The organism is Sphingobacterium siyangense (genome assembly GCF_007830445.1).
In the GTDB taxonomy this organism is placed as follows: domain Bacteria; phylum Bacteroidota; class Bacteroidia; order Sphingobacteriales; family Sphingobacteriaceae; genus Sphingobacterium; species Sphingobacterium siyangense.
This window is the reverse complement of the sequence record NZ_VLKR01000001.1, coordinates 163,101-185,029: the sequence shown is the minus strand read 5'-3', so window position 1 is coordinate 185,029 and position 21,929 is coordinate 163,101. Positions and strand designations below refer to the sequence as shown.

Below are 21,929 nucleotides of genomic sequence, written 5' to 3'. Positions count from 1 at the left end.
ACATAGGAAAAATTAAATTGAATAATTGATCGTAGAAAACATGAGAAGAAAAGCAACAGCCCAATGGAATGGCAATTTGAAAGAAGGAAAAGGTAGTCTGACTACAGACAGTACAGCGTTGGATCATACGCAATATTCATTTTCGACACGTTTTGAAAATGGTATTGGGACAAATCCCGAAGAATTATTGGCAGCAGCGCATGCTGGATGTTTCACCATGCAATTGAGCGCTTATCTTTCTGAGTCTGGTTTTGTTCCCGAGGAATTAACGACAGTGTCGACAATTGTTTTCGAAAATGGTTCAATTGTGCGATCTGAACTGGAGCTGAAAGGAAAGGTCCCAACGATTACAGAAGCTGAGTTTCAAACAATAGCGCATAAAGCAAAGGAAAACTGTCCTGTGAGTAAGGCGTTCAGTTTCGAGAAAACCTTAGATGCAAAGCTACGCTGATAAAGGTACAGTATTGAACAAAAACCCGGTCTTTTTTCGTAAAAAGGAGAAAAAGCTGTTATTTTGAGAATATCATAAATAATTAGCAATATTGAATTTTAATCAATTGAGTTTTGGTTCAGAGAAAGAAAAATAAGTTAAGTTCAGCAGCGCTTGCGGAAAAGAATCTGGAGGCAGGAAAGGTCTTTTTGGAAAAGTATGCACAACAAGATGGAGCTGTTGTATGTGCCTCGGGTTTGCACTATAAGGTATTAACAAAGGGGGCGGGGCAGATTCCCAAAAAGTCCGCGAAAGTTATCTGTCATTATAAAGGCGAGCTTTTAGACGGAACCGTATTCGATAGTTCGTATAAGCGGAAGCGTCCCGAAACGTTTTATATCAATGAACTCATAGTCGGTTGGCAAGAAGCGATTTCAATGATGCCTGTTGGGTCAATCTGGGAAGTGTGTCTTCCACCAAAGCTGGCTTATGGAAAGGAAGAATTGTTACCTCGAAAAGGAGGGGAATGTACGTTGATATTTCAGATTGAGTTGATTGCCATTTTAGCTTAACACAAAAAAGACTTTCATAAAAAAGCCCGCATCTTATTATGCGGGCTTTTTTATGAAAGTTTATTTTTTTATTCTACTTCTTTGATTTTAGCATTGATTTCTGCAGTTTTAGCTTCGTCTTGCATAAAAATATAGTAGTTCTTTAAATTCGTTAAAGCATCTACATTTTTGGGCTGCAAAGAAACTGCTTTCTCCAAGTACGGAAGCACTGGCTTTAATTCTGCTTTAATCTTATTTAATTCTGCATCATATTGTGCCTGCGTCAATTTTCTGTTATTATTAACAACATTTAATTTTTCACGTGTTTTGTTCATCAACGTGATCGCCAAATTTGTATTTGCTTCAAAAAAGTTAGGGTCGATTTCCAAAGCCTTTTTGTATGCTGCAACTGCTGCATCCTCATTTTTTGCTGAAGATTGGGCAATACCTAAGTAATAATTTAAGCTTTTATTGTTTGGATCTTTTGCTAATTGTGCTGTAATGGCATCAATTGTTTCTTTTTCATGACCTGTAATCAAATTCAATTCGATGTTTTGAGTCATTGCTGCATTGTCATCTGGATAAGCTTCAGCTGCTTTTTTTGCATATTCAAGTGCTGAAGTCGTATCTTGCATAGAGAGGTACAATTTAGGTAAATCGACCATAATCGTTTTATGCGAAGAGAAATCTTTTCTTGGAATTAGTTCTTTATAACGTTCCACAGCATTCTTATAATCTTTGTTTGATAGTGCTGCAACGCCACTGTAATAAGTAACTAATGTATCTCCAGGAAGGTATGTCAATGCTTTTGTAAAGGAGCTGTAAGACTCAGCATATTTTTGTGCTTGATAGGCTTCTGCACCCAAATTGAAGTTATATTGTCCCAGAATTTGTTCTGCAACAGTAATATTCGCTTTATTTGCACCATCTGTATCGAGCTGTTTTGCTCTGGCAATTCCGTCCTCAGCTAATTTCGCTAATTCAGATGACTTATCTATTGTTGATAGATTTGCATTTACCAATGCATATACTGTCCATGCTTCAGCATTATCTTTTGTTTTGTCATTGACAACAGCTGCGTCAATAGCTTCTTTCGCCGATTTCAAATTGGAGATACCCAATTGAACTGTACCAGCGTCTTTCAATTCTTGGAATTTCGCTAGGGCTGACTTCGCCTTTTTAACATTACCCGTCTGCGCAAAAGAAACTGAGGTAGATACAGTACCTATTGCTGCTAATAATAATAGAGATTTTAAATTCATATCTATTTAACTGTTAATTGATTCAATAATAAATTCACTCTGTCTAATTGTGATGCGTCATCAATAAGCTTATAATATTTAGCCAAAGCTTTAAGCGCATTGACATCATAAGGCTTAATCTCATTTGCCTTCAACAAATACTCGATGGTCAACTCTTGTATATCTTGGTTGGAAGGTTCCTTTAATAAAGTCTCCAGATTAATTAGTCCTAATGCAAGATTAGATTCATAATTATTCGGATCCAACCGCAATACATTATTATAATACTCTTTCGCTCGTTTTATATCATTGGCGTTTTCATAAGAATAGCCCGCAATATAGTTCAGTTCGACATTTTCAGGTTCTAAACGAATGGCATCAGCAATGACATTTAAGATAGCGTCATAAGAATTATTGGCTGAATACACATCAATTAATCTAAAAAGTATCTGTTTATTTTCAGGAAATATAGCATGTCCTTTTTCAAGAACGTTCAAGACATCCTGTTTAGTACCTCCGAGCGAATAAATCTGTGCCAATTCAAGAAAGTAATTAGGTTTTGGATGTTCACTTTTAATGAGTTCGTCATAATATTTGATCGAATTCATATAATCTTTATTCTTGCCGGAGAGTACGGCCAGATTATATTTGAGATCATTATTTTTGAAGCCAAGTGAATCTATTCGAAGGTAAGCTTTATACGCTTTGTCAAACTTGCCATCTTTTAAAGCCAAAGCTCCCTGATAGGAGATGGCTCCAGCAAGATTTTGACGAATATAGTCCATCTCTGCAGGAAAGTTTCGACGTGCTTTTTTTTGATCCAGAAGCTTAAGTGATTTGATGGATACGTCGATAGGATCCATTTTATATGGCTGCTTCCTTGTTGAATCTGCAACTGCCAAGGAGCTATATACCAATGCTCTTAAAAGGTTATTGTTGACAGAAGCCGAATCTTTCTTCGATTGGAAGGCGGCGTCTGCAAACTTTCGCGCATTTTCAAGATTTTTAAATTCGCCAGTTTTGGTATATAAAGCAAAACTGTTGCTGCCCTCTTTCAGATTGGATTGGGCAACAACAGTTAAACTACTTGCAGATATTAACAATGATATCAGTAAGTTTTTCATTAGACTATTTATTCTTCGTTTGAGTCCGTGTTTTCTTCAGAAGTTGAATCGCCATTTTCCGTTGACTCTTCGGTCAATTCAGACTCTTCTTCAGATTCTTCTTCACGATCGACTTTCGTAATAGAAGCGATCTCGTCGTTATCTTTTAAATTAATGAGTCTTACACCTTGTGTTGCACGTCCCATTACTCTTAATTCTTCCACAGCAATACGGATAACAATACCAGACTTGTTGATGATCATTAAATCTTCGTTGTCTGTAACGCCTTTTATCGCAACGAGTTCGCCTGTTTTATCTGTAACGTTGATTGTTTTCACACCTTTACCACCACGATTCGTTACGCGATAATCCTCGATATCTGTCCGTTTTCCGTATCCTTTTTCAGAAACGACCAACACGGTAGTTTCCGAATCATTCACACTAATCATGCCAATCACTTCATCACTTTCAGCTCCCAAGGTGATACCACGTACACCTGTTGCCGTTCTGCCCATTGGACGCACTGTAGATTCATTGAAACGAATTGCTCGACCAGAACGGAGAGCCATGACAATTTCACTGCTTCCAGTAGTCAAACAAGCTTCAATTAATTGATCGCCTTCATTAATATTGATGGCATTGATACCGTTTGCTCTTGGACGAGAATAGGCTTCCAACGACGTCTTCTTAATCGTACCTTTTTTGGTACACATAATAATGAAGTTGTTTTCCAAATATTCTTGGTCTTTCAAGTTCTTCACCAGGATGAAGGCCTTGATTTTTTCTTCTTTTGGAACATTGATGATATTTTGAAGTGCTCGACCTCTAGAAGTACGGCTTCCTTCAGGAATCTCAAATGCACGCAACCAGAAACAGCGACCTGCCTCTGTAAATAGCAGCATATAATTATGTGCTGAGGCTGTGATGATATGCTCGGTAAAATCTTCTTCGCGTGTGTTTGTGCCAATTGATCCACGACCACCGCGGCCTTGGCGTTTGTATTCGGATAATGGTGTACGTTTTACGTAACTATTGTGGGATATTGTGATAACGATTTCTTCATCATCAATAAAATCTTCCATACGCATATCTTCAGCAGAGTGTACAATCTGAGATCGACGTTCGTCACCGTATTTTTCCTTGATTTCAATTAACTCGTCTTTGATAATTTTCATACGAAGCTCTTCGTCTTCCAATATCGATTTCAAATAGTCAATTGTTTTCATCAATTCAGCATATTCCTCTTTGATTTTATCACGTTCCAGTCCTGTTAGACGACGTAAGGTCATATCGAGGATCGCGCGAGCCTGAAGGTCGGACAGGCCAAATTTCTCCATTAATCCAACGCGTGCATCTTCTGGTGTATCCGAGTTACGGATCAATTTGATGACTTCATCCAAATGATCTAAGGCAATTAAATACCCTTCTAGAATATGAGCACGTTTTTCAGCTTCTGCCAGTTCATAGCGTGTACGTCTAACGATTACATCATGTCTATGCTCCACAAACTCATGAATCATATCTTTCAGATTCAACAGCATTGGTCTTCCTTTAACTAAAGCAATATTGTTTACTGAAAATGAAGTTTGTAGCGCTGTGTATTTAAACAAATTGTTTAAAACAACATTTGCATTTGCATCACGTTTGATGTCGTATACAATACGCATACCCGTACGGTCCGATTCATCACGGATGGCAGAGATACCTTCTAGTTTCTTCTCATTAACCAGTTCGGCTGTACGCTCGATCATATTCGCCTTGTTCACCTGATAGGGAATTTCGGTAACAATAATCTGCTCTCTTCCAGACTTGGTTGCCTCTATTTCAGCTTTTGCACGCATGACAATACGACCGCGTCCTGTATTACAAGCATCTTGAACCCCGGCATAGCCGTAGATCAATGCACCTGTAGGGAAGTCTGGGCCTTTGATGTGCTGCATCAATTCTGGAACCTCAATATCACGATTATCAATAAAAGCAATTGTACCATCGATAACCTCAGATAGGTTATGCGGAGCCATATTTGTAGCCATACCTACAGCAATACCCGAAGCTCCATTTACCAGGAGGTTTGGAATACGCGTAGGAAGGACTGTTGGTTCTTGTAAGGAATCGTCAAAGTTATTTTGGAAATCAACAGTATCTTTGTTGATATCGGATAGCATTTCCTCGGCAATTTTCTTTAATCTTGCCTCAGTGTAACGCATCGCCGCAGGTGGATCGCCATCAATGGAACCGTAGTTACCTTGACCATCTACCAAAGGGTAGCGTAAACTCCAATCTTGAGCCATACGAACCATGGTGTCATAAACGGACGAATCACCATGTGGGTGATACTTACCTAATACGTCACCGACGATACGGGCAGACTTTTTGTAAGGCTTGCCACTGGTAACCCCTAAGTCCAGCATGCCATAAAGAACACGTCTGTGTACTGGTTTCATGCCATCACGGGCATCAGGAAGTGCTCTTGATACAATGACAGACATGGAATAGTCAATGTAGGCAGACTTCATCTGATCCTCGATGTTGATTGGGATAATCCGGTCGTTTGCCGGAACAAGATTGTTGTCGTTTTCTGTTTCTTCAGCCATATGAATTTGGTTTCAATAAAACTAGTAAGCAAGCCCTGTAAACTGGCTTGCTACGCATGCGAAGTTACAAAAATTTAACCTCAAAAGCGAATGATTTAAGCCCTAATATACACAAAAAAGACAATCTTTTATGGATTGTCTTGGTACTTATGGGGTATCGTTTTTATTTGATTTTTTTAAAGCGGAGCCGAATCGAATTGCCTATGACAATTAAGTCTGAAAAGGCCATGCTTAAGGCTGCAAGCATAGGTCCGAGAAAGCCCACAGCGGCAAGCGGTATGGCCACAATATTGTACGCGAAGGCCCAAAATAGATTCTGTTTTATTGTCAATAGGGTATGGTGACCAATCTTTAGCAGCTTTTCAATGGATTTGAGATCATTGTTTAATAAAACCACCTTTGCCGATTGAATAGCAATATGTGTCGAATCACCGAGCGAGATGCCAACATCGGCAGCAGCTAATGCCGGAGCGTCATTGATACCGTCACCAACCATTGCAGTAGGGCCATTCTTTTTGAGCTTGAACAATATTTCTAGTTTTTCTTCTGGCGACTTATCCCAGTATACATCAGCAATACCAAGCTTTTGTGCTGTGCGTTCACATTTACTTTGTCGATCCCCACTCAAAAGAATAGGGCGTATCCCTTTATCTTTGAGGTATTGGATGAGTTCCTTTGCATAAGGCTTAATCTGATCTTCCAATACAATACCAGCAATTACAACGCCATTGATTGTTAAGGCAAGATCATAGCGATTGGAGTAATCCTTTTCACCAAGTTTTGCATTGCAAATGGAATAGTTATTACCATTTGTGTCTGTAGCAAATATCCCTTTCCCTTTTATTTCATTGACTTCCTTAAAGATAATGCGGTAAGATTTTATCTCCTTGAGTTGTTTTCGGATCGACTTGGCAATCGGATGACTCGAATAACTCTCCAATTGTGCTATGATCGATTCGACTTGCGATTGTTCAATACCAAAGGTCTGAATCGCTTTGATATTAAAATCGCCAGTTGTTAAGGTGCCCGTTTTGTCAAATACCATCTGTTTGAGATCGGACATCTCCTCAATGGTGCTTCCGCCTTTGATCAGTATTCCTTTTTTTGCGGCTCTTCCCAGACCAACCATGACAGCTGTAGGTGTTGCTAACCCCATGGCGCATGGGCAAGATACAACAAGTGTAGCTATCGCATTCATGAGGGATTGTTGGAGCGGTAATTGTGCAATAAAGTAAGTAATAAAAAAAGTGAAAAATGATATCGTAACGACTATTGGGACGAAATATGCGGCTACTTTATCACCGAATTTTTGAATAGGTGGCTTTTTACTTTGTGCATCTTTAATTAATTGAATAATTTGATACAGTACACTTTTAGACCCAACTTTGGTCGCCACGATTCTGATATTTCCTTCAGTTAGTAAGGTACCACCAATGACAGCATCATATTTGAGTTTTTCAATAGGTAGACTTTCTCCGGTTAGCATAGATTCGTCCACCCAAGCCTGTCCTTCCAAAATATCGCCATCAGCAGGTATCTGATTTCCGGAATTTACCTTTAAAATATCACCTGATTTAATATCTCGGGCTAATATCTCTACTTCTTGGTCGTCTTCAATTTTAATAGCAGGTATATCCTGATATTTAACCAGCTCTTTGATTGCTGATGTGGTTTTGGTAACGGCTCTTTTTTCGAGGACATTTCCCAGAAATACCAATGTTATAATTGTTGCGCATGTTTCGTAGAACTGGTAATCATGCCCTAAATTATAATATGTTCCAATGAGGCTATAGCTAAAAGCAGCTGTAGATCCAACAAAGATGAGTACATCCATATTGGGCATTTTGTTCCAGATGGAACGGAATGCGCTGATTCCAAAATAGGAAAAACCAATGATATAAACTGGGACACATAGCGCAAATTGGATATAGGGATCATGCAGAATGGGTAAGTCTATAAACATGTGGCTCCACAGGGGTATGGTGAAGATGAGGCAGCAAAGGAACTTAAAATCAATAGATTTCCAAAAGCTAGGCTTCTTATCCTTACCCGAAATAACTTTGTAACCCAAAGACTCGATACCTTTGACCAGCACAGGTATTTGTTTCATGGGGATCTCCGAAAATTTCACTTCATCTGAGGCGAAATCGACGTAGATATCCTTAGCGCCGTTGTTTTCTAGGTATTTGTGGATTGAAATAGCACAATTTGCACAATGCATTCCGCTTACGTTAAGTTCAGTTTGCACGTTCGATTCCTTCATTTAATAGCATGTAATGTCTTTAGGCAAAGATAGCTATTTCCTGATAATGCTTTTTACGTAAAGTAAAATTGTTTAGTTTAGCAAGCCTGTTTGTGGCCGTTTTACATGAACTATCGTGCATAGCGAATGGGAGAACATTAAAATTTGACTAGACAGACAACTTAAGCTTGTGTAAAAAATGACAAAACCAATTTCAATTTCTTTTATTGTACGAATTATACTGCTGATTGCGTTAACGGCATCATTTGTTCAATTTGAAACCTTTTATATGCAGCGGGAGGTCATCCGGAATATGGCTTACGGCTTAAATACTTTTCTAACAGCTAGTGTCCTGATCTCAATCGGTCATTTTATCCTTGTAAAACTATACAACAGTCGAAATGAACAGCAGGTTGTCCGGGGTAATTTTGTGCTCGGAATTACACGTGTAGCTACAGTAGGTAATGTTTTTTTTATTATAGTCAGCCTAATGATAGCGGTTGGTATTAATCCAAAAGATTTTATCACCAGCATGACAATTGTCGCAATGGCGATTGCGGTAATTTTTAGAGAATATATCACGAATATGATATCCGGTTTGATTATTATGTTTTCGGATCAATTTTCCGTTGGAGATCGCATAAAAATAGGTGAATATCAGGGGAAAATTGTTGATATCACATTGGCCAATCTGGTTGTGCGCGATGAAGATGATGATGCTGTGATGATTCCCAATAATTTGGTGTTTACCGCGACTTTGGTCAATAAGACTTCTCAAAAGTCAAATAAAATTGTTGTAAAGTTTGAACTACCGATTGATCGCTCATTTGCAGTGGCGGAATTGGAACAGTATTTAAGTCCATTATTTCAGAAAAACCCAAATTTAGATCATTCCCAGGGCTTTACAATCAAGGTCGCCGATATGACTAAAGACTATATCAAGTATAAAGTTGAGGTAAGTACAATCTCGTCCAGCAACAAAATACATCAGCAGGTCCAGAGCAACATATTAAATGAAATCCTCCAGTTTACAAGAATGCAGGGTTAAATCTTTCTTACTTTGACATTTTTAACAAAGTGGTGGCTTCCTTTTTCTAAAATGAGATCCGCGCGATATCTAGTCGGCAAAATGTTTTTAAGTAGATTGGGTTTATTAATTTCGTTCCAGATATTCACAGCCATGGCATGGCTTTCATCAGCTGTCATATTTGCATATTTATGGAAAAATGAAGCCGGATTTTGAAATGCCGTAGCACGCAGTGATTCAAATCGATTGGTATACCATTCAATAAGATTTTTCTCGCTGGCATGTACATAGATTGAATAATCAAAAAAGTCGGAAACGAATACGCTATGTCCCTTTCGTGGTCGTTGGGAATTGACTTGTAATACATTTATCCCTTCTACAATGAGGATGTCGGGTTGTTCAATCACTTGTTGTTGTTCGTCCGGTAAGACGTCATAGACCAAGTGGCTGTATACTGGTACCGCAATTTTTGGAGCCCCTGATTTCACTGCTGAAAGGAAATGAATCAATCTTTTGGCATCATAGCTTTCAGGAAAGCCTTTTCGGTTTAGAATACCACGTTCGATAAGTTGTTGGTTGGGGTATAAAAAACCGTCTGTGGTCACCAAATCGACCTTCGGCTTGGACGGAAGCAAACTTAGGACACGCTGCAAAACCCGGGCAGTAGTACTTTTTCCGACAGCGACCGACCCAGCTATACCAATGATATAAGGCAGTTTGCTCTCTTCTTTGCCAAAGAACCGGTTTGTACGCTGGTGAAGGCTCTGGAAACGATCAATATGAATCTCAAGTAGATGACTTAAGGGAAAGTAGACTTCTTCTATTTCCTGATTTGTCAAAGGTTCATTCAGTGCATGTAGATTTTCCAGGTCTTCGACACTGAAATTGTGCAATACCTTCCCGTTTAAATTTTTCCAATCTTCCCGTTTGATCGATCTAAAAGGCGAGTCTATTGCTATTTGCGGATCCAATTGCATCGTTTGCTTTATTTTTATTACAAATATCTATATTGCAGGACAAGTAAACCTTTACTATTCGATTCTATCGACTATTAAAGGTCTTTTTTGCGCGGACAAATATAAATAGTGTTATCCGTTATCCCAAGAAACATTATAAATGATTTGAAGTTATTACAATAGGATTTGATAATATTTTATGAACAGGACACTTTTCAGCTATTTTAAACAAACGCTGCTTTTGAACCTCATCTAAATCTCCTTTAAAGCTAATAAAGCATTGTATATAGGTCGTTTGTTGCTGTTCACTTGTTTGCACCTCATAAGATAAACGCACCAGCACCTCCTCCAGGGGCCAGTTTTTGCGGTCAGCATACATTTTGACTGTAATGGCTTTGCAGCTCCCTAAAGAGGATAGTAATAGTGGAGTAGGGTTTATGCCCTGATCTTCACCACCTACATCTTCGGGTTCATCAACCGTTATTTGATGTTTGCCGTATTGTACTGTAGTTGTATAGGGTGTTTTCCCTATTGAAACGATTACTTCATTGTCCATAAGCGATTAAAATTAGGATTCCACGTCTTCTAATAGTCCTTCAATGATGAGGCTTCCTGTTGCAGGGTTTGTTGCCAAAGGGACATTATAAAGATCACATACACGCATGAGCATCTGAATATCTGGTTCATGTGCATGTTTTCCTAGTGGATCGCGAAAGAAAATAATACCATCAACTTTTCTTTCGGCCGCCAAAGCTGCGATTTGTGCATCACCACCCATGGGGCCGCTCAATTTCAATTCCACAGGCAAACCTGTCTGTCTGACATAAGAGCCCGTAGTACCTGTGGCAATGATATTGGCGCGCTCCAATAATTCCTGGTGGTCTTTGACAAATGCGACCATTTCAGGTTTTTTGCCGTCGTGGGCTATTAGTGCAATTGTTTTTTTCATCAGTATATAATTATATGTAAAAGAATCGGCTCAAATCTAAAAACAGAACCTTTCTAGATCCGTTTTGTATACTATTTAAAAAATATATAGGATATAATAATTGCGGCTATCACACCAGCCAATTCAGCTAGCAGAGCGCAGGGTAATGCATGCCGTGTACGCTTTATTCCTACTGCGCCAAAATATACCGCGAGGACATAAAAAGTAGTCTCTGTTGATCCCTGAATAACACAAGCAACCCTGGCAGCGAAGTCCATTGGCCCCTTGGCATTCATCAAATCGACCATAAGTCCTCGTGCACCTGATCCACTGAGCGGCTTCATAAAGGCAACAGGTAAAGCGTCTACAAACGATGTATCTAGACCACATAATGCGATAGCTTTGGAAATTCCAGCGACCATATAGTCCATGGTTCCTGATGCTCTAAATACAGCGATACCGACAAGCATCGCGACGAGATAGGGTATTATTTTTACAGAGACTTCGAAGCCCTCTTTGGCACCCTCTATAAATGAATCGTATACATTCACTTTACGGAAAAGAGCCAAACCTATAAAAGAGGTGAATAAGCTAAATAAAATAAGATTGCCGAATACCTTGCTGAATATTTCAATTTCTGTTTGCTGCAGTCCCGAAAAGTAATAAAGTAGTCCACCGATAAATAGTCCCATTGCTCCCAGGTATCCTAGAATTACACGGTTAAATAAATTGATTTTTTGGTAGATGGAAACGAGAATCAATGCCACCAATGTGGAAAAGAAGGTTGCGATCAGAATTGGCAGAAATACATCTGAAGGATCTGGTGCACCAGCTTCTTTCCGATAAGCCATAATTGAAATAGGCAAGAGGGTTAAGCTAGATGCATTGAGCACAATAAACATGATTTGTGCGTTGGTAGCTGTTTCCTTATTTGGATTGAGCTCCTGGAGTTCTTTCATGGCTTTAAGCCCCAATGGCGTCGCCGCATTATCTAATCCTAGTGCATTAGCCGAGAAATTCATAAGAATAGAACCAAGCGCAGGGTGATTTTTGGGTATCTCTGGGAATAGTTTATGGAAAAAAGGTCCCACGATTTTTGCGAAGATATTGATCATACCACCTTTTTCGCCAATTTTCATAATCCCAAGTGCAAAACTCATCATGCCGATCAGTCCTAAAGAGATTTCTGCTCCTGTTTTTGCACTGTCAAAGATTGAATTTACAATTTGCTGAAAGATTTCCGTATCTCCGAAAAAGATTAGTTTTACAAGGGCTACGGCAAATGTGATTAAGAAAAATGCAACCCAAACGTAGTTTAATGCCATATAGATTTAAAATATGCGTAAAAGTAATCTTTTAGAACTTATCCATCAACTGGCTCCATGGATTTTTCTTCTTATTTTGACTCTTTTCTTTAATGAGATGCGCAACGATATAATCCAATGTATCCTCATGCTCACTGATCATTTTATCGGATAAGGAGATCAACTTCTGAATATTATTGGGCGAGGCTGCATCTAATGATGCATTGATGCTCGACAGATTGGCTGGTTCTATGCGTAGATAATTCTGTTGCTTACCGTTACTTTGAAATAGTTGTCGAATAAAAAACTCGGTACTTTCAGAAGATGCACTTGTCATAATGTCAACTAAAGCTGGACCGATTTGTATAGCAAGTTTCTTTTTAAAATGTTCGTAATTATAAGCTGTTTTTGACATTCCGGTACCTAAGGATACCATAAACATGTCGTTTATCTGCGTGCTGTTAAAAGCCTTTAAAACTTCAAGTAAACCGCATATGGAGGGGTTTTGAGCAAACACACCGCCATCAATCAAAGGGTATCTTGTTTTTGAAAGCGAATAGATCTCTGCAACAGGAAAAAATGTGGGTGCAGCAGATGTAGCCTTGCAGACATCTTTAAGGTAGAAATCCCGAGCTTCCCCGTGCGTAATTGCCTTTTGTTGTCTAAAAAAATGATTCTTCCGCAATTCAATGTTATACGCAGTGATGATACAGGGTTTTATAAGATGGCTCAATCGTGCATTTTGAAAGTACTCATCCAAAACGTCTGATAATGTGTTGGACGAGTAGAGTTCGCTGACAAGACCAAATCCACCTAAAAAGCGTCGCCATTTGGAAGCGTTGAAAATTTCAGTACCATGATTAACAAATAAATTTAATGCATCTCGCGCGGAAAACTTAGGATGGGTGGGATTGCCTTCTTCTGGATACAAAAGAATGCTTGTCAGAATTCCACCGCTGCTTGTGCCCGCAATAAAGTCAAAGTAGGAGGCAATCCGCTCATTGGGATCCATGGTCTGCTTTTGTAACGTCTCTTCCAGAGCGACGAGAACCATTGCAGGAATGATACCCCGGATACCACCACCATCAAGCGCGAGAATATTCTTCATATGCCAAAAACTGATTTAGTTAACGATATGTAAATATAATAAATGTCTTCAATTGACAGGAGTCATATATTGGTGACAATTGTGTCCTACATCCTGTGCTTAAATGCATAGCGTATCTTTTTAGCAGACTTACTTTGTATTGCATTGTGCTATGCGCTAAACAGCTTCTGAATTAATGGGGATTTACCATATAGTTTGTAGGGATATAACAGGGGGTTAACAAGGGTTTACCCCTGCTAACCCCCTGTTAACCCCCTGTTATACCCCTGTTAGTGTAGGAGCTGATGAGAAGATTATAGGAGTTTGGTATTAGCTGATACGCTACATAAAAACAAAAAAAACTGCCTCAAAATTTTATTGAGGCAGCTTTTTTTGCTAGTATAGATACCGATTTAATTGAACCAAGCAAATACTTCGTCTTTCGTTGGCATATTGATATCTAGTTTCAGTTTTTTACGCATACCACCAAGATCATTAAAAACCTTGTTCGGATTCGCTTCTTTTAAAGCTTCAATGGTTGTAAAGCCCATTTTTTGTAAAGCAGGAACCCAGGCCGCAGGAATGCCTTGTTCCTCATAATCTTTTACTTCTGCTACTTTGGCGACTTTTTCAGGTCTCATTTGTGGGAAGAAAAGAACTTCTTGGATTGACGCATTATCGGTCAAGAACATGATTAAACGGTCCATACCGATTCCAAGTCCAGAGGTCGGCGGCATTCCATATTCCAATGAACGTAGGAAATCCTGATCAATAAACATGGCTTCATCATCACCTTTTTCAGAAAGACGTAATTGATCTTCAAATCGTTCACGTTGATCAATTGGATCATTAAGCTCTGAATAAGCATTGGCAATCTCTTTTCCACAAACCATCAGCTCAAAACGCTCGGTTAAATCAGGATTATCTCTGTGCTTCTTCGTTAAAGGAGACATTTCTTTTGGATAATCTGTAATGAATGTTGGCTGGATGTAGTTTCCTTCACATTTTGCACCGAAAATTTCATCGATCAGTTTGCCTTTACCCATGGTTTCGTTTACATCGATGCCCATTCCTTTGGCGGCAATACGGATTTCGTCTTCAGATTTTCCAGTAATATCAAATCCAGTAAATTCCTTAATGGAATCTGTCATCGATATCCGTTTATACGGTGCTCTAAAGTCAATTTTATGTTCTCCGAAGGTAGCTTCAGTCGTACCGTTTACAGCCAAGGCACAATGTTCTAACAGACGTTCTGTAAAGTCCATCATCCAGTTGTAGTCTTTATAGGCTACATAAATTTCCATTGCGGTGAACTCTGGATTGTGGGTACGATCCATTCCTTCATTACGGAAGTTTTTAGAAAATTCGTATACACCATCAAATCCACCAACGATTAGTCTTTTTAAATAAAGCTCGTTGGCGATACGAAGATATAATGGAATATCTAAAGCATTATGGTGTGTAATAAACGGACGTGCTGCAGCACCGCCTGGAATGGATTGTAGGACCGGTGTTTCTACTTCCATATACCCCGCGTCGTTAAAGAACTGACGCATCGCATTGAAAAGCTTCGTACGTTTGATAAATATGTCTTTGTTACTTGGATTTACGATCAAATCCACGTAACGCATTCTATAGCGTTGCTCTGGGTCTGTAAAGGCATCAAAAGTTTTACCTTCTGCAGATTTAACGACAGGTAGGGGACGTAGCGATTTGGATAAAACGGTAAGTTCTTCTACGTGTACTGCAATAGCCTCGGTTTGTGTTGTGAAGACATAGCCTTTGATACCAACGATATCTCCGATATCCAATAGCTTTTTGAAAACGACATTGTATAGGTCTTTATTCTCATCAGGACATACATCGTCACGCTTAATATAAGCTTGAATACGTCCGGTAGAGTCTTGAATTTCAAAGAATGAAGCACTACCCATCACACGACGACTCATGATACGTCCAGCAATGGTAATGTTCTTATAATTCAATTTATCTCTATCGTAATTTTCTAAAATATCAGCAGCATGTGCATTGACGACAAATTCGTTTGCTGGAAATGGATCAATTCCCATATCCAACAACGATTGCATCGCTTGTCTTCTAAGTTGTTCCTGTTCGGATAATACAGTACTCATTCGGTATGAATAATATTTAAAATGTGAAAATCACGCAAAAATAGCCATTTTTTTCAATTCTTTTTATGGATTTTTTTTGAAAACACTGTAGCGAAAGGAAATGGCATTCCGTTATATGGGATAAAAATAGTTAAATAGTGATATTATTACAAGGGGACATTCGACTATTTGATTTTGAGTTTTATAATTTTAATTTCGTTATCTCCTCGAAAAAAACGTTCATAATGAAGGGGAGAATTCGATAGATTGTTTACATGGCATGTGTTATTGATTGCATATGAAAGGCAATTTGTCTAAGTTTGAAACTTAATAATTAAATGGTTTAAGTGGGTATAATTCGGTCATATTTTTATAACAAGAAGCTATCATCTTTACATGATGCCTTAGAACGTTGCTTGCGCGATCGTGAGGACGGCAAGGCCTTCGTTTATAAGAAGTATTATGGTTATCTCATGGCTATTATTATTCGTTATGTAAAACAGGATGTGGACGCTGAAGAGCTCGTGAATGAAAGCTTTGTTCGGATATTTCGAAAATTGGAATCATTTAATAGGGATATTGAAGATGAAAATCTCGAAAAATCGTTTAGAGCCTGGATAGGGCGAATTGCTGCCAATATTTCGATTGATTTTTTACGAAGTAAAAAGCAGTTTTATTCGGTTGAAGATTTGGGAGAAGGGGATATGCATACACCGGCAGTACAATTGGACAGTCGACTGGAGGTCAATGAGATTATGCGTCTGCTCGATCAGCTCCCTGAAATTCAAAAAACTATTTTTAATCTCTATGAAATTGAGGGGTATTCACATGATGAAATTGCCCAGATGCTTAACATACCAGATAGTACATCAAGGACTTATCTGACGCGAGCGAAACAAAAACTTAGAAAATTATACTTGGATTATACAGGCGTAGTTCAAGAAATAAGATAAATATTGTTGTTACGATGAAAGACAATAAGAAAAAGGAATTGATAGAAGAGATCATTGGACAATTAAAAGACCATGAACTACCTTATAAAGAAGGTTCCTGGGAGAAATTTGCCTCAAATTATGGCGTTTCAGCACATCGCTCCTCTAATTGGAAGTATTGGAGTGCTGCTGCGGCTGTGTTATTGTGTTTTGGTGTAGGCTATTGGGGGCTAAAGACGAATGTGGAGACTGATATACCTGCAGTCGTTTTAACACATCTGCCGGAACGCGAAGATGTGTTAGGTGATCATAAGGATTTAAAAGAATCGATACAGCGTTCGTTATCGGATGTTACGGGCGATAGGATTGTGAGTGCAGAGGGATTATCGGCGAAGAAGCCCTATACCTATTCTGTGCCAGCGGACCATTCAACTGAAAATTTGGACAATCACCACATGGTATTGAGTACCGGGCAATTAATGCGGGGCCACGATGTGGCTGTATCAGCCGATTTAAGAAGGCTACAGTCCATGCAATTGAAAAATAATTCATTTTCAGCGCAGGTTGGTTTAACGGAAAGTGAAGTGGAACGAGTAAGCGCGTCAACAAATACCACTGTGACGAATAGTAGTGCCGTTATTGCTTCGGCCAATTCAGGGTTTATGTCGCCTGTTAATCAAACGCAACGCGATGCTGCAAAACTATCACAATTGTATGCTGCACAACAAGGGGGGGCAAGGAATAGTGTTGTACACACGAACGTTAACCAAGATAAGAAATGGGAAATGGGCGCTTTTGTATCACCTGCTTCTACGTCAGAAAGTATAACGCTGGGGGGCGGGGTCGCACTAGCCTATAATATTTCGAGTAAGGTAAGTCTTCGTTCAGGAGCTTCCATTCAACATTATGGAGCTGTTTCGGGTAATTCACCCATTACTCCTGCAATGGGATCAAATACTCTTAATGCAGATGCGCCAAATTATATTTCTCAATCGAATTTGAATAATTCCTTTGCGATGCGGGCAGCAGATGCAAAAGATGCAAAGAGTAATGAACGGGTTTCAGGTAAAATCCTAACAGTTGATATCCCATTGGATGTTAGATACGCGATCAACAAGAATTTCTATACCTCAGTCGGTGTATCCTATGTTGGTGTATTGGATCAGGAACGGGCAACGATCTATGAAACAAATAATACGGAGTACAGACAAAAATCTCAAGACAAAAATGTTGATGATAAAGGTGTGAACGGCTTTATTAATTTTTCAGTTGGTCGGAAACAGAAAGTTGGAAAATTATCCATTTCTGTAGAGCCTTATTATAAAGCTCCAATCGGAAATTTGAAATCATCCGATTTGAACTATAGCAACGGGGGAGTGAAAATAATTACTAGTTTTTAAATAGCATAATGCTATAAAAAAGCCGCAGTAAGTTTGAAGTTTACTGCGGCTTTTTTTATAGTCTGCATATCTGATTAAATTTCATCAACGCGAACCCAACCCATTCCTGCGGCTTTCGCACCTTCAACTCCTGGGGTCCCGTCTTCGTAGACCAGGCATCTTTCCGGAGCAATATTCAATTGAGCAGCTGCCAAAAGAAAGGGTTGTGGTGAAGGTTTTCCCTCAGCTGTATCTCCAGCACAAACCAGTGTTTCCAAATCATCCCATACACCAATGGTGGTTAATGTCATGGATAAGGTTGTTCTGGTTCCTCCTGAAACGGCAGCGATGTGTTTTTTACCTTTCTGATATTTTAGATGTTCAACAACGTAATCTACAGGCTTAGTCTTGAAAACATACTCGTCTCGAAAAATGGTAGACTTCAGTGAAGAAAATTCTTGATAATCGAAATCTACCTCATAGCGTTTGCTGATTTCCTCTGCAACAGCCACAGTGGGCCATCCGGCAGTTTCATCAATCAAATTGACGTCCAACTCGACCCCGTATTGTTTGGCTGCAGCTTTATAGGCTTGTTTATGTGCGTCCATATTATCTGCCAAGGTACCATCGACATCAAATAATAGCGCGTCGTAGGATTCGGCAAGAAGGTTTAGTAATTCAAATTTTCGTTGTGATTCAGGTGACATATACTTTTAATAGTGAGCTGTAAAAATAAAAAAATATAATTGGACGAGCAAAAAAGAAGCCTTTCCCTTGTTACAAGGAAAGGCTTCTTGCTGTTAGCTCCGTGTGGATTCTTCACAGAGGCAGCGTATAATTAGTGTGAACTTAAATTTTTCGCTTTCTCTTCATCGAAATTAGCTTCTAATTCAGCCAATTTTTTCTTACCATATGCCATACGTGTAATCACAACGAATAGCACCGGAACGATAAAGATTGCTAGGAGTGTGGCTGCAGTCATACCACCAAATACCGTCCAACCGATTGTTTGGCGAGAAATCGCTCCAGCTCCATGAGATAGCATCAATGGAATAATCCCCAAGATGAAGGCAAAGGACGTCATGATAATTGGGCGTAAACGCAATTTTACAGCATCTAATGTCGCTTCATAAAGGTTCATCCCGATATCAACCCGTTCCTTAGCAAACTCTACGATTAGAATCGCATTCTTGGCAGCAAGTCCAATGATGGTGACCAGACCAATCTGTGCATAGATGTTATTATCCAATGTAGGGATTAATGTTAGGGTTAATATAGCCCCAAACACACCTAATGGTACAGATAACAAAATGGAGAAAGGTACAGACCAACTTTCGTATAAGGCAGCCAATAGTAAGAACACAAATAGGATACACAACGCAAAAATTTGAATGGTCTTTGACCCGGATTGCATCTCTTGAAGAGATAGACCGGAGAACTGATAGTCAAAGCCTTCTGGTAATGTTTGTGCAGCCACTTCTTGCAAAGCTTTCAATGCATCTCCGGATGAGAAACCAGGAGCCGAACTACCATTGATCTCGATACTTCTAAAGATATTGTAGTGGTTGATGATTGAAGGCATTGTCATTAATTCGTACTTGACCAGTGTACCCATCGGTACAGGGTTTCCGGAAACATTGTTGACATACAATTTGTTGATGTCTTCAATATTCATACGGTAGGGAATATCAGCTTGTGTCACAACACGGTAACTACGACCATACTTTGTAAAGTCATTGACATAGCTACTTCCCAAATAGGATGATATTGTCGAATAAATACTTGAGATAGGCACGCCCATACGTTTTGCCTGTTCACGATTGACCTCCAATTTGTAGTTTGGAGAATTGGTATTAAACATGGTATAGGCCATTCCAATTTCTGGACGTTGGTTGGCAGCCATCAAGAATTTACCTACTGTTGCTTCGAAATCTTTGATATTTACAGTTTGTAAATCCTGTACCTGCATAGAGAAACCACCAGATGTACCCAGACCCGGAATTGCTGGTGGTGTTACCGCCAATACCCGTGCTTTGGTATAACCCATGTATTTACCCATAATCATTCCCGCGATATCGTTTGCAGTACGTGTACGGGTTTCCCAAGGTTTAAGAGAAACGAACACTGTTGCACCATTGGATTTAAACGCACGGTTTAGGATATTGATACCAGAAATTGCGGTAACATACTTGATTTCAGGGAAAGTCTTGTGTAGATCGGCTTCAATCTCTTTAAGGACTTCATTGGTACGTGCAGAAGAAGAACCTTCCGGCAAAGTAATACCTGCGAAAAATGCACCACCATCTTCGGAAGGGATAAATCCTGTCGGTTTGGTTGTAAACATCCAGCCTGTTCCGATAAAAATACACAACAGAATGATCAATACAAGTGGTGCTTTTTTGATTGCTTGTTTTACACCATTGGAGTATCTGATGGTCACCTTTTCAAACCAGACATTAAATTTGTAGAAAAATTTATTTAAACCTTTGGCGCCTTCATGTACTGCTGTTGGTTTTAATAAAATCGAACATAATGCTGGAGTTAACGAAAGGGCAATAAATGCAGACAACATAACGGATACAGCGATCGTGATGGCAAATTGTTGATACAATTTACCGACCATCCCAGGGATAAAACCTACAGGAACGAATACGGCAGCCAAAATTAATGCAATTGCAATAACCGGAGCGGTGATATCGCCCATAGCGCGACGTGTCGCTTCTTTTGCATCCAGCTTATAATGGTCGATATAGTGCTGCACAGCTTCCACCACAACGATGGCATCATCCACCACAATACCGATGGCCAATACAAAGGCGAGCATGGTCAGGTTGTTGACCGAAAAGCCAAACATCAGGAAGAAGATGAATGTACCGATGATGGATACCGGAATTGCCAATACGGGGATTAATGTTGCCCTCCAGCTTTGAAGGAAGAAAAATACCACCACTGTTACCAGGATCAATGCTTCAACTAGGGTATGGATAACCGAAGAAATTGAGGCATTTACTACCGAAACTGTCTCGTAACTGATGGTATAATCTACGTCAGTTGGAAAAGATTTCTTTAATTTTTCCAATGCTGTCACAATACCTTCTGCGGATTCTACGGCATTTCCTCCCGGGGTCTGGTTAATCATCATCGCAGATGAGGTCATACCATTTACGGTAGATGATGTACCATAATTAAATTGACCCAATTCAACACGTGCAACATCCTTTAAAAGTACGATAGATCCATCTTTGTTGGTTTTTACAACGATGTTTTCAAAGTCTTCCGGATTCGAAAGGTCACTATCGGTAATGATTGGATATTCAAATACTGTCGAAGACTCTTGTGGACGTCCACCCACACTACCACCAGGTATGCGGGAGTTTTGTTCCGCAATCGCTGTCGATACATCGGCCGGGGTCATGCTTAGATTAGCCAATTTATTTGCATCTAGCCATACACGCATTGAAAATGGCTGACCAAAAGCCGTTACGTCACCGACACCTTTCACACGTAAGAGCGCGTCTTTAACGTATAAGTTATTGTAATTGGCCAAGAAATTTTCATCTCTCGTTCCTTTTGGTGAAGTTAAGGCAACCAACATCAGGATATCGTTATTGGCTTTACGGGTCGTAATTCCCAGACGTCTCACAGCTTCGGGAAGGGCTGGTTCAGCGATTCCCACGCGGTTTTGTACGTCTAAGGTCGCAATATCGATATCCGTACCTACTTCAAATGTCACCGTAATTGTTGCTTGACCATTTGACGTACTATTGGACGACATATAAATCATGCCAGGTGTACCATTGATCTGACTCTCGATAAGAGTTGTCACGGTTTGTTCAACCGTCTGTGCATCAGCTCCGGTGTAATTGGCCGTAACCGTTACTGTTGGAGGTGCAATAGAAGGATACTGGCTAATTGGCAACGTGGATACTGCAATGATCCCGATAATTGAAATCAATATCGAAATAACGATTGCGGTAACTGGCCTCTTAATAAATACTTCTGAAATCATTCTATATCTTTTAGATTCTCTTTAAAAAATTAATG

17 protein-coding genes are annotated in these 21,929 nt (G+C 39.5%); 5 read left to right on the top strand and 12 right to left on the bottom strand.

The features are described from left to right. The first annotated feature begins 40 nt into the window (after positions 1-40). Positions 41-451, top strand: coding sequence for an OsmC family protein (locus tag IQ31_RS00810; protein ID WP_145326812.1), 411 nt, complete (start codon positions 41-43; stop codon positions 449-451). Positions 452-564: 113 nt separating this feature from the next. Next, a complete protein-coding gene (locus tag IQ31_RS00805; protein WP_088161694.1) occupies positions 565-1,002 on the top strand; it encodes an FKBP-type peptidyl-prolyl cis-trans isomerase in 438 nt (145 codons plus the stop codon). Between the two features lie 68 nt (positions 1,003-1,070). On the opposite strand, the gene IQ31_RS00800 is transcribed toward IQ31_RS00805, so the two are convergent. The 4 genes from IQ31_RS00800 to IQ31_RS00785 all read right to left on the bottom strand — a co-directional run bounded on the left by IQ31_RS00800 (position 1,071) and on the right by IQ31_RS00785 (position 8,182). Further along, entirely contained in the window at positions 1,071-2,243 is a 1,173-nt protein-coding gene (locus IQ31_RS00800) for a tetratricopeptide repeat protein (protein ID WP_075992766.1), read from the bottom strand. Positions 2,244-2,245: 2 nt separating this feature from the next. Next, positions 2,246-3,346: a tetratricopeptide repeat protein gene (locus tag IQ31_RS00795; RefSeq protein ID WP_070568880.1), complete on the bottom strand. Its 1,101-nt coding sequence runs from the start codon at positions 3,344-3,346 to the stop codon at positions 2,246-2,248. 8 nt (positions 3,347-3,354) lie between these two features. After that, entirely contained in the window at positions 3,355-5,919 is a 2,565-nt protein-coding gene (gene gyrA / locus IQ31_RS00790; RefSeq protein ID WP_120334294.1) for a DNA gyrase subunit A, read from the bottom strand. A gap of 163 nt (positions 5,920-6,082) precedes the next feature. Next, on the bottom strand, positions 6,083-8,182 hold the full coding sequence (locus IQ31_RS00785; protein ID WP_145326811.1) for a heavy metal translocating P-type ATPase: 2,100 nt from the start codon (positions 8,180-8,182) through the stop codon (positions 6,083-6,085). A gap of 178 nt (positions 8,183-8,360) precedes the next feature. On the opposite strand from IQ31_RS00785, the gene IQ31_RS00780 reads away from it, so the two are divergent. Further along, positions 8,361-9,209 (top strand): mechanosensitive ion channel family protein, encoded by an 849-nt coding sequence (locus IQ31_RS00780; protein ID WP_145326810.1) that lies wholly within the window; start codon positions 8,361-8,363, stop codon positions 9,207-9,209. Here the strand turns inward: IQ31_RS00780 and coaA are convergent. The 6 genes from coaA to lysS form a co-directional block, all read right to left on the bottom strand. Then, positions 9,206-10,165, bottom strand: coding sequence for a type I pantothenate kinase (gene coaA / locus IQ31_RS00775; RefSeq protein ID WP_120334297.1), 960 nt, complete (start codon positions 10,163-10,165; stop codon positions 9,206-9,208). The two genes, IQ31_RS00780 and coaA, sit on opposite strands and share 4 nt — an antisense overlap. Before the next feature lie 133 nt (positions 10,166-10,298). Beyond that, entirely contained in the window at positions 10,299-10,700 is a 402-nt protein-coding gene (locus IQ31_RS00770; RefSeq protein ID WP_088161689.1) for an OsmC family protein, read from the bottom strand. A gap of 12 nt (positions 10,701-10,712) precedes the next feature. Next, positions 10,713-11,093: a methylglyoxal synthase gene (locus tag IQ31_RS00765; RefSeq protein ID WP_046673562.1), complete on the bottom strand. Its 381-nt coding sequence runs from the start codon at positions 11,091-11,093 to the stop codon at positions 10,713-10,715. Between the two features lie 71 nt (positions 11,094-11,164). Beyond that, the gene (locus tag IQ31_RS00760; RefSeq protein WP_075992759.1) at positions 11,165-12,397 is read right to left on the bottom strand and encodes a nucleoside recognition domain-containing protein; all 1,233 of its coding nucleotides are present in this window, start codon (positions 12,395-12,397) and stop codon (positions 11,165-11,167) included. Positions 12,398-12,428: 31 nt separating this feature from the next. Next, positions 12,429-13,484: a patatin-like phospholipase family protein gene (locus IQ31_RS00755; protein ID WP_145326809.1), complete on the bottom strand. Its 1,056-nt coding sequence runs from the start codon at positions 13,482-13,484 to the stop codon at positions 12,429-12,431. Between the two features lie 392 nt (positions 13,485-13,876). Continuing rightward, entirely contained in the window at positions 13,877-15,595 is a 1,719-nt protein-coding gene (gene lysS, locus IQ31_RS00750; protein WP_120334298.1) for a lysine--tRNA ligase, read from the bottom strand. A gap of 326 nt (positions 15,596-15,921) precedes the next feature. Here lysS and IQ31_RS00745 point away from each other — a divergent pair, with 326 nt between their 5' ends. Together IQ31_RS00745 and IQ31_RS00740 are read left to right on the top strand one after the other, a co-directional pair. Beyond that, a complete protein-coding gene (locus tag IQ31_RS00745; protein WP_120334299.1) occupies positions 15,922-16,527 on the top strand; it encodes an RNA polymerase sigma factor in 606 nt (201 codons plus the stop codon). 14 nt (positions 16,528-16,541) lie between these two features. Next, positions 16,542-17,906, top strand: a complete 1,365-nt coding sequence (locus IQ31_RS00740; RefSeq protein ID WP_145326808.1) for a hypothetical protein — start codon at positions 16,542-16,544, stop codon at positions 17,904-17,906. 74 nt (positions 17,907-17,980) lie between these two features. Here the strand turns inward: IQ31_RS00740 and IQ31_RS00735 are convergent, their stop codons facing one another. Both IQ31_RS00735 and IQ31_RS00730 read right to left on the bottom strand, forming a co-directional pair. Next, on the bottom strand, positions 17,981-18,592 hold the full coding sequence (locus IQ31_RS00735; RefSeq protein WP_145326807.1) for an HAD family hydrolase: 612 nt from the start codon (positions 18,590-18,592) through the stop codon (positions 17,981-17,983). 131 nt (positions 18,593-18,723) lie between these two features. After that, a complete protein-coding gene (locus IQ31_RS00730) occupies positions 18,724-21,894 on the bottom strand; it encodes an efflux RND transporter permease subunit (RefSeq protein WP_120334301.1) in 3,171 nt (1,056 codons plus the stop codon). Between the last annotated feature and the right edge of the window lie 35 nt (positions 21,895-21,929).

Excerpts from the sequence above, each read along its gene's own strand:
- IQ31_RS00810 (WP_145326812.1), top strand. The coding sequence starts at position 41 with ATGAGAAGAAAAGCAACAGCCCAATGGAATGGCAATTTGAAAGAAGGA.
- IQ31_RS00735 (WP_145326807.1), bottom strand. The coding sequence starts at position 18,592 with ATGTCACCTGAATCACAACGAAAATTTGAATTACTAAACCTTCTTGCC.
- IQ31_RS00730 (WP_120334301.1), bottom strand. The coding sequence starts at position 21,894 with ATGATTTCAGAAGTATTTATTAAGAGGCCAGTTACCGCAATCGTTATT.
- IQ31_RS00765 (WP_046673562.1), bottom strand. The coding sequence starts at position 11,093 with ATGAAAAAAACAATTGCACTAATAGCCCACGACGGCAAAAAACCTGAA.
- gyrA (WP_120334294.1), bottom strand. The coding sequence starts at position 5,919 with ATGGCTGAAGAAACAGAAAACGACAACAATCTTGTTCCGGCAAACGAC.
- IQ31_RS00780 (WP_145326810.1), top strand. The coding sequence starts at position 8,361 with ATGACAAAACCAATTTCAATTTCTTTTATTGTACGAATTATACTGCTG.
- IQ31_RS00740 (WP_145326808.1), top strand. The coding sequence starts at position 16,542 with ATGAAAGACAATAAGAAAAAGGAATTGATAGAAGAGATCATTGGACAA.
- IQ31_RS00785 (WP_145326811.1), bottom strand. The coding sequence starts at position 8,182 with ATGAAGGAATCGAACGTGCAAACTGAACTTAACGTAAGCGGAATGCAT.
- coaA (WP_120334297.1), bottom strand. The coding sequence starts at position 10,165 with ATGCAATTGGATCCGCAAATAGCAATAGACTCGCCTTTTAGATCGATC.
- IQ31_RS00795 (WP_070568880.1), bottom strand. The coding sequence starts at position 3,346 with ATGAAAAACTTACTGATATCATTGTTAATATCTGCAAGTAGTTTAACT.
- IQ31_RS00760 (WP_075992759.1), bottom strand. The coding sequence starts at position 12,397 with ATGGCATTAAACTACGTTTGGGTTGCATTTTTCTTAATCACATTTGCC.
- IQ31_RS00755 (WP_145326809.1), bottom strand. The coding sequence starts at position 13,484 with ATGAAGAATATTCTCGCGCTTGATGGTGGTGGTATCCGGGGTATCATT.
- IQ31_RS00770 (WP_088161689.1), bottom strand. The coding sequence starts at position 10,700 with ATGGACAATGAAGTAATCGTTTCAATAGGGAAAACACCCTATACAACT.
- lysS (WP_120334298.1), bottom strand. The coding sequence starts at position 15,595 with ATGAGTACTGTATTATCCGAACAGGAACAACTTAGAAGACAAGCGATG.
- IQ31_RS00800 (WP_075992766.1), bottom strand. The coding sequence starts at position 2,243 with ATGAATTTAAAATCTCTATTATTATTAGCAGCAATAGGTACTGTATCT.